General features: G+C 60.0%; 12 protein-coding genes. 9 read left to right on the top strand and 3 right to left on the bottom strand.

Annotated features, from left to right (window positions below; genetic code table 11):
* Nucleotides 1-39: 39 nt before the first annotated feature.
* From ATH90_RS24305 to ATH90_RS24295, 3 genes are read left to right on the top strand one after another with little or no spacing between them, the layout of a single operon-like run.
* Nucleotides 40-918 (top strand): heme/hemin ABC transporter substrate-binding protein, encoded by an 879-nt coding sequence (locus ATH90_RS24305; protein WP_069078280.1) that lies wholly within the window; start codon nt 40-42, stop codon nt 916-918.
* The gene (locus ATH90_RS24300) at nt 915-1,952 is read left to right on the top strand and encodes a FecCD family ABC transporter permease (RefSeq protein ID WP_098467378.1); all 1,038 of its coding nucleotides are present in this window, start codon (nt 915-917) and stop codon (nt 1,950-1,952) included. The genes ATH90_RS24305 and ATH90_RS24300 overlap by 4 nt, the downstream gene beginning before the upstream one ends.
* Nucleotides 1,952-2,719: a heme ABC transporter ATP-binding protein gene (locus tag ATH90_RS24295; protein WP_098467377.1), complete on the top strand. Its 768-nt coding sequence runs from the start codon at nt 1,952-1,954 to the stop codon at nt 2,717-2,719. Before ATH90_RS24300 ends, ATH90_RS24295 begins: the two co-directional genes overlap by 1 nt.
* A gap of 268 nt (nt 2,720-2,987) precedes the next feature.
* Here the strand turns inward: ATH90_RS24295 and ATH90_RS24290 are convergent, their stop codons facing one another.
* The 3 genes from ATH90_RS24290 to ATH90_RS24280 form a co-directional block, all read right to left on the bottom strand.
* Nucleotides 2,988-3,260, bottom strand: a complete 273-nt coding sequence (locus ATH90_RS24290) for a TfoX/Sxy family protein (protein WP_034107025.1) — start codon at nt 3,258-3,260, stop codon at nt 2,988-2,990.
* A 193-nt stretch (nt 3,261-3,453) separates the two neighbouring features.
* On the bottom strand, nt 3,454-3,798 hold the full coding sequence (locus ATH90_RS24285; protein WP_034107023.1) for a pentapeptide repeat-containing protein: 345 nt from the start codon (nt 3,796-3,798) through the stop codon (nt 3,454-3,456).
* 93 nt (nt 3,799-3,891) lie between these two features.
* Entirely contained in the window at nt 3,892-5,448 is a 1,557-nt protein-coding gene (locus ATH90_RS24280; protein WP_098467376.1) for a bifunctional aminoglycoside phosphotransferase/ATP-binding protein, read from the bottom strand.
* A 118-nt stretch (nt 5,449-5,566) separates the two neighbouring features.
* Between ATH90_RS24280 and mrcB the strand changes: the two genes are divergently transcribed.
* The 6 genes from mrcB (at nt 5,567) to ilvC (ending at nt 12,685) form a co-directional block, all read left to right on the top strand.
* Nucleotides 5,567-7,891, top strand: coding sequence for a penicillin-binding protein 1B (gene mrcB / locus ATH90_RS24275; RefSeq protein ID WP_034107019.1), 2,325 nt, complete (start codon nt 5,567-5,569; stop codon nt 7,889-7,891).
* A gap of 16 nt (nt 7,892-7,907) precedes the next feature.
* Complete coding sequence (locus tag ATH90_RS24270; protein ID WP_098467375.1) at nt 7,908-8,642, top strand: tetratricopeptide repeat protein; 735 nt, start codon at nt 7,908-7,910, stop codon at nt 8,640-8,642.
* Entirely contained in the window at nt 8,642-8,971 is a 330-nt protein-coding gene (locus ATH90_RS24265) for a YqcC family protein (protein WP_034107015.1), read from the top strand. The genes ATH90_RS24270 and ATH90_RS24265 overlap by 1 nt, the downstream gene beginning before the upstream one ends.
* A 431-nt stretch (nt 8,972-9,402) precedes the next feature.
* Nucleotides 9,403-11,127, top strand: a complete 1,725-nt coding sequence (locus tag ATH90_RS24260; protein WP_034108444.1) for an acetolactate synthase 3 large subunit — start codon at nt 9,403-9,405, stop codon at nt 11,125-11,127.
* Between the two features lie 2 nt (nt 11,128-11,129).
* On the top strand, nt 11,130-11,621 hold the full coding sequence (ilvN, locus tag ATH90_RS24255) for an acetolactate synthase small subunit (RefSeq protein ID WP_003176102.1): 492 nt from the start codon (nt 11,130-11,132) through the stop codon (nt 11,619-11,621).
* Nucleotides 11,622-11,668: 47 nt separating this feature from the next.
* Nucleotides 11,669-12,685 carry a ketol-acid reductoisomerase gene (gene ilvC / locus ATH90_RS24250; protein WP_003176099.1) on the top strand — a complete coding sequence of 339 codons (1,017 nt, stop codon included), beginning with the start codon at nt 11,669-11,671 and terminating at the stop codon, nt 12,683-12,685.
* Nucleotides 12,686-12,740 lie beyond the last annotated feature (55 nt).

The raw sequence follows: 12,740 nt of genomic DNA, 5'->3' as shown, positions 1-12,740 counted from the left end.
AGTGCTTGAGCGGCCCTGCCCTTGGAAGGAAACCCTGTTATGCGCCTGAGTGCCAGCGCTATCGCGCTTGTTGTCGGACTGCTGGTCAACCACGCGGCTCAGGCCTCTGAACTGCCGCAACGCTGGGTGAGTGCCGGTGGGGCATTGTCCGAATGGGTGACAGCCCTGGGCGGTGAGTCAAAGTTGGTGGGCGTGGATACCACCAGTCAGCACCCGGAGTCACTCAAGGCGTTGCCGAGCATTGGTTATCAGCGGCAGCTATCGGCTGAGGGCATCCTGAGTTTGCGCCCACAGGTGCTGGTAGGCACTGAAGAAATGGGCCCGCCACCCGTGCTGGCGCAGATCCGCAACGCCGGCGTTCAGGTGGAAATGTTCTCGGCGCAGCCGGACCTGCCGACGTTAAAAGACAACCTCCAGCATTTGGGCAAGTTGCTGGGCAGTGAGGCCAAGGCCGACGAATTGTTTACCGCCTATGCGCAGGCGCTGGACCAGCAGAAACGCTGGGTAACCAACGCCCAGTCCACCCAAAAGGCGCCAGGCGTGTTGCTGTTGCTCGGCCATGCGGGGGGCAAGCCGCTGATCGCGGGCAAGGACACCGCGGCTGACTGGATGCTGCAACAGGCCGGTGGGCGTAATCTGGCGACCCATACTGGCTACAAGCCGTTTTCGGTGGAGTCCTTGGCTGGGTTGAGCCCCGATGTGCTGGTGTTTGCTGATCGTGCCCTGGCCGGTGAGGCGGCGCGTAGCGCATTGTTCAAGGAAAACCCGATCCTGACCTCCACGCCTGCGGCCAAGCATGGGCGAGTGTTTGAGGTCGATCCCACCTTGCTGGTCGGCGGGCTTGGGCCGCGTCTGCCACAGAGCCTCGCGGCGCTGTCTGCCGGGTTTTATCCTTCCCCAGCCAAGCCTGCCCCATGACCACGCTGGTTAAACCCAAGGCGTTGTTTGTGGGGTTGGCGCTGTTGTGTGTATTGGCGATCTGGCTCTCGCTGGCATTGGGGCCCGTCAGCTTGCCCCTGCTGGATACGCTCAGGGCCGCGCTGCGGTTGATGGGGCTGCCGATTGATGCGCACGGGCTGGAGCAGGCCGAACTGATCCTGGGTCAGATCCGTTTGCCGCGCACGCTGCTGGGATTGGCCGTTGGCGGCGTGTTGGCACTGTCGGGCGTGGCGATGCAGGGATTGTTCCGCAACCCGTTGGCTGATCCGGGGTTGGTTGGGGTTTCCAGCGGTGCCGCGCTGGGGGCGGCGGTGGCGATTGTCGGGGGGACGTTTTTCGGTGGTTTACCGGATGCGTTCGGGCCTTATATTTTGTCACTCTGTGCGTTCCTGGGGGGGCTGGGCGTCACTGCGCTGGTCTATCGACTGGGGCGACGCAACGGGCAGACCAACGTCGCGACGATGCTGCTCGCCGGCATCGCCCTGACAGCCCTCGCCGGTTCGGCGGTGGGCCTGTTCACCTACCTGGCCGACGACGCCACCTTGCGCACCCTGACGTTCTGGAACCTGGGCAGCCTCAACGGCGCCAGCTATTCGCGGTTATGGCCCTTGTTACTGGTGAGTGCGGGTGTGGCGCTGTGGTTGCCGCGTCGGGCCAACGCGCTGAATGCCCTGCTGCTCGGCGAGTCGGAGGCCAATCACTTGGGTATCGATGTGGAAGGGCTCAAGCGCGAGTTGGTCTTCTGCACGGCGTTAGGGGTAGGCGCCGCAGTGGCCGCAGCAGGCATGATCGGTTTTGTGGGGCTGGTGGTGCCGCATCTGGTGCGTTTGCTGGCGGGGCCTGATCATCGGGTGCTGCTGCCGGCTTCGGTTCTGGCGGGAGCGAGCCTGCTGTTGTTTGCCGATCTGGGTGCACGGCTTGCCTTGGCGCCGGCTGAACTGCCGATCGGTATCGTCACAGCGTTTATCGGTGCACCGTTTTTTCTTTACCTGTTGTTGCGGGGGCGTGCCTGATGCTGCGTGTGGAAGACTTGCAGATCTGTCGTGGCCGCAAAACGGTGTTGGCCGATGTCACGCTCGATGTGTTACCAGGCGAAGTGCTGGGCGTGTTGGGCCCCAATGGCGCGGGCAAGAGCACGTTGCTCGGTGCGTTGTGCGGCGAGTTGTATCCCGACCGGGGCGCAGTGTGGCTCGATCAGCGCCCGTTAAGCGACTGGGGGGGCGCCCAACGGGCCCAGCGCCTGGCGGTATTGCCACAAGCCTCGACGCTGGACTTCGCGTTCCGTGTTGAGGAGGTGGTCGGTATGGGGCGTTTGCCCCACCAGACTGGGCGCGTGCGCGATGACGAGATTATCGCGGCGGCGTTGCAGGCGGCAGATGTCAGCCACCTGAGTGGTCGCAGCTACCTTGCGCTGTCGGGTGGGGAGCGCCAGCGCGTGCACCTGGCGCGCGTGCTCGCGCAATTGTGGCCGGGTGAGGCGGGGCAGACGTTGTTGCTGGATGAGCCGACCTCGATGCTGGACCCGTTGCATCAACACACGACCTTGCAGGCTATTCGTGCGTTCGCTGATCACGGGGCGGCAGTGTTGGTGATCCTTCACGACTTGAACCTGGCAGCGCGCTACTGTGACCGGATCCTGTTGCTCGCGGCGGGGCGTCCCCATGCCTTGGATACGCCGGCACAGGTAATGCGGCCGGAACCGCTGAAAGCTGTATTTGGCTTGGATGTACTCGTTCAGCCCCATCCGGAGCGTGGACACCCGTTGATCATTGCACGCTGAGCGTGAGTGCCGAACGTTGTCTGCAGGTGGATTTTTTGCAGGCAAAAAAAGACCCGGCAAGAGCCGGGTCAAATAACCGTGATTAGCCTGATGAGGAGATAATCTGAGAGTCCGAACCAATGGTCTTTCAGTTATCGGCTGATCTCGCGACCAGTTGTGATAATCATAACGATTCTCATTTGAGAGTCAACATTTGTTTTCACGGCTTCTTCAGCTTTTCTCAAACGTCCGTTCGGAGTGCCTGTAAACGTTGGTCTTGGCCGGTGATCTAGTTTTTCTGGCGCGCAGATATAGCGTCCAGTTGACGGTTCAACGCATCCTTGCGCTCGGGAGGAATATCGTTCCAGTGCACATCCATCAATGCCCCTTCTATGGCATACAGCAGCACTTTTGATGCGCGAAACCCGCGGGTGCGAACGGCCCTGTACGCATCGACGGCGCCCAAGCGACGCAAGTCGGACGCACTGTGGATGCCCACCGCATGCAGCCACTGTGCTGACGTCTTGCCAAGATTTTTCAGGTGTTGCAGCTCATCGTTCATCAAGCCTCCTTGCGACGGCCGAATGGTGCGGTGGGTATCGTGACCAGGCAAGCCTGAACAGGAGTGTAGCGCTCAGTAGGAAAAGCGTAGTTCTTTAGTCGGAAACGGCCTAAAGGCTTACAAAAATAGAGGGATCAGGCAGGCGGGAAGTCCCGGGTGCGCTTACGCGATACCGGGACTGACGTGGAGGGATTCAGCGGGTGCGGTAGCGCAAACGCGTGCCGAAATTGACCGACATGAGGATCTCGTCGGCGGTCAGTTCTGGCGGGAAGTAGGTTCCAGAAATCTGCGCATGGGCGAGGCTCGCGCCTTCCAACGGGCAGTCGCGCAGATCCAGGCCGCGCAAGTCGGCGGAGCGGAAATAGGCGTCGGTAAAATCCACGCCCGTGGCGTTCAGTTCACGCAAGTCCAATCCACGGAAGTCGCCACCGCGCATGTCGATGACGCCGTCTTTCGGGCGTTCCTGGTTAAAGCCTCGGATATCGTCTTTGTGCAGGAGCGAGTAAAGCGGAGTATCAAGAAGCTTGGGCTGATTCATGATGGCGACTCCTGTTGGATTTATGGCGCCATTATAGTGCCACTATTGCTCGGTCGTGCGCTCTAAGTAAGCGACACGACCAAGAAATTTTTCTTACAGGCTTGGCAAGCGTTGGCGAATATGCGCCACCAAAGCATCGAGGGTCCCGCTTTCATTGGTCTCGACGCGCTTGCTGAGGAGCAGTTCCTCGGCGGTCAGCGGGTCGCGGTTGGCTTGCTGTTCTTCGATAACAGCCAATGTTGCGTCGGAAGGATCGTTTTTGTCCGCCTGACGTTGCGCCAACCAGCTGGCAATAACGGCTTGCGGCGCATTGCAATCCAGGATCAGGAACGGCGCACCGGTGGCCTCGGCTACCTTGGACGCTGCATCGCGTTGTTCACGCTTCAGAAAGGTTGCATCCAGTACTACCGGGTAACCGGCGCGCAGTACGGTATCGGCCATTTCATTCAGGCGTGCGTAGGTCGCTGCACTGGCGTCGGCCGCGTAGATGCCGGCCTGTGGGGTGTTCTCCACATGCTGCTCGCCGAACAGACGCTTGCGTTCCACATCCGAGCGCAAGCGCACGGCACCCAAGGCTTCCACCAGGCGCATGGACACATGGCTTTTGCCGACGGCCGAAACACCGTGGGTAATTGCCAGGAAGCGCGACGGGATAGTGCTGTAGCTTTCCGCCAGGTTGGCGTAGTTGCGGTATTGGCGCAGGGTCGTGGCGCGTTGCACCGGGCTGGCTTCGCTCGGCATGCTGAACAGCGCGATCTTGGCGCGTACCAGGGCGCGGTAAGCTTTATAGAAGTTCAACACCTCAAGGCCTTGGTAGTCGCCCGTCAGCTCCAGGTACTGGCTGATAAAGCGGCGCGCCAGGGATTTGAGGCCACGGTCTTCAAGGTCCATCGCCAGGAAGCCGGTATCGGCGTACACATCGGTGAAGCGGAACGGCTCGTTGAATTCGATGCAGTCGAAGATCACCACGTGGCCATCGATCAAGGTGGCGTTACCCAAGTGAATATCGCCGTGGCATTCGCGGGTGAAACCCTGCTGCTTACGCTGGGAGAACAGCGGCTTGAGGCGCTCGAAGCTGCTTTCAGCCCAGGCCTGCAGGGCATCCAGTTGGGCCAGGTCGGCCTTGTCGCTGAGGAACGGGCGAATCTGGTCGAAGTTCTGGCGAACCGGTGCCATGACCTCATCCGGTGTGCCGGCCGGGTGTTCCTGCGGGACTTTGGGAGCCGCGAGGTGGAACTGCGCAATCTGCCTGGCCATTTCGTCGATGTGCGCGCTGGTCAGTTCGCCGTTGGCTTGCAGGGTGCTGAGCAGTTGGCTCTGCGGGAACTGGCGCATTTTCAAGGCGTACTCGATGACTGGGCCGTCGCCGCCCAACTGCGGCGCCTCGGCGGTGCCAGTGATCGGCAGCACTTCAAGATACAAATCTTCGGTCAGGCGCTGGTTGAGGCGCAGCTCTTCGTTGCAGAAGTGACCGCGCTTTTCCAGGTGGGTGAAGTCCAGGAAGCCGAAGTTCATCGGTTTCTTCAGTTTATAGGCGTAGGGGCCGGTCAGTACGACCCAGGAAATATGGGTCTCGATGACTTGGAACGCTTCAACCGGATGGGGGTATAAAGCCGGGTTTTGCAGGGCAGCGATCAGGGACTGGCTCACGGGCGATCCTTCGGAGTCTGAGGAAAAACATGGCGGGCATTATGGCTGTTGCAGCCGGTCGTGCAAACCGCTGTCCGGCTCATGTTGATCGTCAATAAAGTGCGTATAATCCGCCGCCATGACTCGAACCCGATCTCCCCGTTCCCGTAAAAAACCTCCTTCCCGCGGCCTGCGCCCCTGGCTGGGCTGGGCGCTCAAACTCGGCCTGGTAGGCCTTGTGGTGCTCGCCGGCTTTGCGGTGTATCTCGACGCCGTGGTGCAAGAGAAATTCTCCGGCAAGCGCTGGACCATTCCTGCCAAGGTGTACGCCCGTCCGTTGGAGTTGTTCACCGGCCAGAAGCTGAGCAAGGATGACTTCCTTACCGAGCTCGATGCCTTGGGCTATCGCCGCGAACCCGTGAGCAACGGCCCGGGTGCGGCGGCCGTCAGTGGTAACACTGTCGACCTCAATACCCGTGGCTTCCAGTTCTACGAGGGCCTGGAAAAAGCCCAGCCTGTGCGCGTGCGCTTTTCTGGCGATTACGTCGCCGAGCTGTCGTCCCTCAACGGCTCGAAGCTGCCGGTGGTGCGCCTCGAGCCGCTGATGATCGGCGGCATCTACCCGAAAAACCTCGAAGATCGCATCCTGATCAAGCTTGATCAGGTGCCGCCTTACCTGCTGGAAACCCTGGTCGCCGTTGAAGACCGCGATTTTTACCACCACTGGGGCGTCTCGCCGAAGTCGATCGCCCGTGCGGTCTGGGTGAACACCTCCGGCGGCAAGATGACCCAGGGCGGCAGTACGCTGACGCAACAATTGGTCAAGAACTTCTACCTCACCAACGAACGCAGCCTGACCCGTAAGCTCACCGAAGCCATGATGGCGATGCTGCTTGAGCTGCACTACAGCAAGCAGGAAATCCTCGAGGCGTACCTCAACGAGGTATTCGTCGGCCAGGACGGCCAACGCGCAGTGCACGGTTTCGGCTTGGCCAGTCAGTTTTTCTTCGGCCAGCCGCTGTCCGAACTGAAGCTGCACCAGGTCGCGTTGCTGGTGGGCATGGTCAAGGGGCCTTCCTACTACAACCCTCGCCGCAACCCGGAGCGAGCGCTGGAACGTCGTAACCTCGTGCTCGACGTGCTTGAACAGCAGGGCGTTGCCACGGCTGAACAAGTGGCTGCAGCGAAGAAGATGCCGTTGGGTGTCACCACCCGTGGCAAGCTGGCGGACAGCTCCTTCCCGGGCTTTATCGACCTGGTCAAGCGCCAGCTACGTGAAGACTACCGCGATGAAGACTTGACCGAAGAAGGCCTGCGGATCTTTACCAGTTTCGACCCGATCCTGCAGATGAAGGCCGAAGCGTCGGTCAATGACACCTTCAAGCGCCTGACAGGCCGCAAAGGTTCCGATGAAGTGGAAGCGGCCATGGTCGTGACCAACCCGGAAACCGGTGAAGTACAGGCCATGATCGGCAGTCGCCAAGCCAGTTTTGCGGGGTTCAACCGCGCGCTGGATGCGGTGCGCCCCATCGGTTCGCTGGTCAAGCCTGCCGTTTACCTGACCGCGTTGGAAAAGCCGAGCAAGTACACGCTGACCAGTTGGCTGTCGGATGATCCGCTGTCGGTCAAAGGGGGCGATGGCCAGGTGTGGACGCCGCAGAACTTTGATCGTCGCTCCCACGGGACGGTGTTCCTCTACCAGGGCATTGCACATTCCTACAACATTTCCACCTCGCGGCTGGGCCTTGAGGTCGGCGTGCCGAATGTCCTCAAGACGATAGCGCGGCTGGGTGTCAATCGTGAGTTCCCGGCGTTCCCGTCGATCCTGCTGGGCGCTGGCGCGATGACGCCGATGGAAGTCGCGACCATGTACCAGACCCTCGCCAATGGTGGTTTCAATACCCCCATGCGCGGGATCCGCAGCGTGCTGACCGCTGAGGGCGAGCCGCTCAAACGCTACCCGTTCCAGATCCAGCAGCGATTCGATGCCGGCTCCATCTACCTGATCCAGAATGCCATGCAGCGCGTGATGCGCGAAGGTACCGGACGTTCGGTCTACAGCGTGCTGCCGGCGAACCTGACGTTGGCAGGCAAGACCGGTACCAGTAATGACTCGCGTGACAGCTGGTTCGCAGGGTTTGGCCAGGACGTGCTAGCGGTGGTGTGGCTGGGACGCGACGATAACGGCAAGACGCCGTTTACCGGCGCTACCGGTGCGCTGCAGGTCTGGACCAGCTTCATGCGCAAGGCTGACCCGCTGCCGTTGAACATGCCGCAGCCAGATAACATCGTGCAGGCCTGGATTGATCCGCACACTGGCCAGGGCTCCGATGCCAACTGTCCGGGCGCGGTGCAGATGCCGTATATTCGCGGCAGCGAACCGCCACCCGGCGCCGCATGCGGTGGCAGTGCCCCTGCTGATGCGGAGTCGGTGATGGATTGGGTCAAGGGCTGGATGAATTAAGCAAAGAGGGTTTCAAGTGAACAAGTGGTGGATTCCAGCTATTACAGCCCTGGCTTTGCTCAGTGGTTGCTCCAGCGTGCAGCGCGGCTCCATTCCCGTGGTGGATTCGAGCACTGCCGTGTCCAATAACGACCGGATCTCGGCCAATGGCGGTTTCCGCCAGACCGTGACCAATCGTCCCGCCCAAGCCAAGCCACAAGCCATGCCGCAGGATTCGGGCGTGGTCGTGATGGTGCCAGGCGGTGGTGCCGCGACATCGGCGCCAATCAGCGCCGAGCCGTGGACCCCAGGGGCGAGCAACACCGGCCCGATCGATACCGCGCCGATTCAGACGGCCCCGGTCAACCAGGGCACCTACAACATGCCATCGACGCCGAGTGGCATTCCGTCGTCCTCCAGTGGCGGTGGCTTGTCGGCTGACGAGCAATTGGACGGCCCGGTGCTGGCCCTGTTGACCACGGCACAGCAACAGCAGGCAGGTGGTGACCTCAATGGTGCATCGTCGAGTCTGGAGCGTGCCCAGCGAGTGGCACCGCGTGAGCCGCAAGTCTTGTATCGCCTGGCCCAGGTACGGATGGCCCAGGGCGATGCACCGCAGGCCGAGCAGTTCGCCCGTCGTGGCCTGACCCTGGCCAATGGTCGTCCTGACCTTCAAGCCAGCCTGTGGGCACTGATTGGCGACGCACGTGCGGCACAAGGCGACGCTGCCGGTGCTGCCCAGGCGCGCCAGAAAGCCAAGGTCAGCCTCTGATGGATGCACGGTTTCCCGCAATTGCCGAACAGCTATTGCTGATTGAACGAGAGTTGCGCGTGCAAGGCTGGTGGGACGACGTGCCCCCCAGCATCGAAGCGCTCAGCTCCGTCGAGCCGTTTTCGGTGGACACCCTGGATTTTCACCAGTGGCTGCAATGGATATTTCTGGTGCGCATGAAGCAGATCCTCGAACAGGATCTGCCGCTGCCCAATGCCTCGGGCATCCTGGAAATGGCCGAGATGGTCTACGCCGACCGTCCGCTGCAAAGCCTCGGCTTGCGCAATGCGCTGAAAAAGTTCGACCAATTGATCGTCGACGCTCGTTAATTGCCTGACTGCCGGGTTTTCCGGCAGTCTTGCGCACATTTCTACCGCTTGACGACATTCAGGCGAGTTTTATCCCTCCTCAGAGCCCTTTCTTCTACGTTCTCATGCGCTTAGTTGGAAAAAAGCGCAATTATTGCTTGACTTGAAGGGCCTGAAACAGAAGAATCCAAAGTCCGCTGTATCGGGACTGCCAGAAGCAGGCCCGCTCAGCAGATCATGAGGCGCATATCCGCGCCGACCTGTAACACCCGCAACGCGTTACCTCGCGCTGGGTGGGAAAAGCCCGCAACACTTGGGACGATCCCAATACTTGCTCAGTCAGTGCTGACGTAGTCGGCGACCACCGTCGCTCATGCTCTGTTGAGAAGTAAACCTATTAAGACCCGTCGGTTTTTAACGGACGGTATTCTGGCGTTTTAGAGGTGAACAACGTGGAGCTTTTATCTGGCGGTGAGATGCTCGTCCGCTTTTTGCGTGACGAAGGCGTCGACTATATCTACGGGTACCCAGGCGGTGCTCTGCTGCATGTCTACGACGCACTGTTCAAGGAACCGGCTGTTACCCACATCCTGGTTCGCCACGAACAGGCCGCGACCCATATGGCTGACGGTTACGCCCGTGCCACCGGTAAAGCCGGCGTGGTACTGGTGACGTCCGGCCCTGGCGCGACCAATGCCATTACCGGCATCGCGACTGCGTATATGGACTCCATCCCGATGGTGATCATTTCCGGCCAGGTGGCGAGCACCATGGTCGGCACCGATGCATTCCAGGAAACCGACATGATCGGTATCTCCCGGCCGATCGTGAAACACAGCTTCATGATCAAGCATGCGTCGGAAATCCCGGAAGTCATGAAAAAGGCCTTCTACCTCGCGCAGTCCGGTCGTCCGGGCCCCGTGGTGGTCGATATCCCGAAAGACATGACCAACCCAGCGGAAAAATTCGAATACATCTTCCCGAAGAAAGCCAAGCTGCGTTCCTACAGCCCGGCCGTCCGTGGGCACTCGGGGCAAATTCGCAAGGCGGCAGAAATGCTCCTGGCGGCCAAGCGTCCAGTGTTGTACTCCGGCGGTGGCGTGATTCTGGGCGGCGGTTCTGCGCCTTTGACCGAACTGGCCAAGCTGCTCAACCTGCCAGTGACCAATACCTTGATGGGCCTCGGTGCCTTTCCGGGTTCGGACCGTCAGTTCGTCGGCATGCTCGGCATGCACGGCAGCTACACCGCCAACCTGGCGATGCACCACGCCGACGTGATCCTGGCGGTGGGCGCGCGTTTCGATGACCGAGTGATCAACGGCGCGAGCAAATTCTGCCCGAATGCCAAGATCATCCATATCGACATCGACCCGGCGTCTATTTCCAAGACCATCAAGGCCGACGTGCCGATCGTAGGTCCTGTTGAAAGCGTATTGACCGAAATGGTCGCCGCACTCAAGGACATTGGCGAGACGCCGAACAAGGAATCCGTTGCCAGCTGGTGGAAGCAGATCGACGAATGGCGCGGTGATCGCGGCCTTTTCCCTTATGACAAGGGCGACGGCAGCATCATCAAGCCACAAACCGTGATCGAGACCCTGTGCGAAGTGACCAAGGGCGATGCCTTTGTGACCTCCGACGTGGGCCAGCACCAGATGTTCGCCGCGCAGTACTACAAGTTCGACAAGCCGAACCGCTGGATCAACTCCGGTGGCCTGGGCACGATGGGCTTTGGTTTCCCTGCGGCCATGGGTGTGAAGCTGAGCTTCCCCGACACCGACGTCGCATGCGTCACCGGTGAGGGCAGCATCCAGATGAACATCCAGGAGTTGTCGACATGCCTGCAGTACGGCCTTCCGGTGAAGATCGTCTGCTTGAACAACGGCGTGCTGGGCATGGTTCGTCAATGGCAGGACATGAGCTACAACAGCCGTCACTCCCATTCCTACATGGAGTCGCTGCCAGATTTCGTCAAATTGGTTGAAGCCTATGGCCACGTCGGCATTCGCATCACCGATTTGAAAGATCTGAAGCCGAAGATGGAAGAGGCGTTCGCCATGAAGGACCGCCTGGTGTTCATCGATATTCAGGTGGATACCAGCGAGCACGTCTACCCGATGCAGATCAAAGACGGCTCTATGCGCGACATGTGGCTGAACAAGACGGAGCGTACTTAATCATGCGGCACATTATCTCCCTGCTTCTGGAGAACGAACCCGGCGCTCTGTCTCGTGTTGTCGGCCTGTTTTCGCAACGTAACTACAACATCGAAAGCCTGACCGTGGCCCCGACCGAAGACCCGACCCTGTCGCGCCTGACGTTGACGACTGTTGGCCACGATGAGGTGATCGAGCAGATCACCAAGAACCTCAACAAGCTGATCGAAGTGGTCAAGCTGGTCGACCTGTCGGAAAGTGCCCACATCGAGCGCGAGCTGATGCTGGTTAAAGTCAAGGCCACGGGTGCCCAACGTGCCGAGATCAAACGGACTACCGACATTTATCGCGGGCAGATCGTTGATGTGAGCGCCAGCGTTTATACCGTTCAACTGACCGGTACAAGCGACAAGCTGGACAGCTTCATCCAGTCGATCGGGACGGCCTCGATTCTGGAAACCGTACGCAGTGGTGTCACCGGGATTGCCCGTGGCGACAAAGTACTCAGCATCTAACCCAAATTAGCGAATGGCCTTACGGCCTGGATATATAGAGGAACCTCATGAAAGTTTATTACGATAAAGATTGTGACCTGTCGATCATCCAGGGCAAGAAAGTCGCCATCATCGGCTACGGCTCCCAAGGTCACGCGCAAGCTTGCAACCTGAAAGACTCCGGCGTTGACGTGACCGTCGGCCTGCGCAAAGGCTCGGCCACTGTTGCCAAGGCTGAGGCCCACGGCCTGAAAGTGACTGACGTTGCTTCCGCCGTTGCTGCTGCCGACCTGGTCATGATCCTGACCCCGGACGAGTTCCAGTCCGCGCTGTACAAGAACGAAATCGAGCCGAACATCAAGAAGGGCGCTACCCTGGCCTTCTCCCACGGCTTCGCGATCCACTACAACCAAGTCGTGCCACGCGCTGACCTTGACGTGATCATGATCGCGCCAAAAGCGCCGGGCCACACCGTGCGTTCCGAGTTCGTCAAGGGCGGCGGTATCCCTGACCTGATCGCGATCTACCAGGACGCATCGGGCAATGCCAAGAACGTGGCGCTGTCCTACGCTGCTGGCGTCGGTGGCGGCCGTACCGGCATCATCGAAACCACCTTCAAGGACGAGACTGAAACCGACCTGTTCGGCGAACAAGCCGTATTGTGCGGCGGTACCGTTGAACTGGTGAAAGCCGGTTTCGAAACCCTGGTTGAAGCGGGCTACGCGCCGGAAATGGCCTACTTCGAATGCCTGCACGAACTGAAGCTGATCGTTGACCTCATGTACGAAGGCGGTATCGCCAACATGAACTACTCGATCTCCAACAACGCCGAATACGGCGAGTACGTGACTGGTCCGGAAGTGATCAACGCCGAGTCCCGCCAGGCTATGCGCAACGCCCTGAAACGTATTCAGGACGGCGAATACGCCAAAATGTTCATCAGCGAAGGCGCTACCGGCTACCCTTCGATGACCGCCAAGCGTCGTAACAACGCCGCTCACGGTATCGAAGTCATCGGCGAGCAACTGCGCTCCATGATGCCGTGGATCGGTGCCAACAAGATCGTCGACAAAGCCAAGAACTAAGTCGTACGCATCAAGGAAAAACGCGGCTTAGGCCGCGTTTTTTCGTTTGGGGGCT

Origin of the sequence: Pseudomonas lurida (assembly GCF_002563895.1) — a bacterium.
Lineage (GTDB): Bacteria > Pseudomonadota > Gammaproteobacteria > Pseudomonadales > Pseudomonadaceae > Aquipseudomonas > Aquipseudomonas lurida.
The sequence above is the reverse complement of the archived record's forward strand: the minus strand, read 5'-3'. Positions and strand labels throughout refer to the sequence as shown.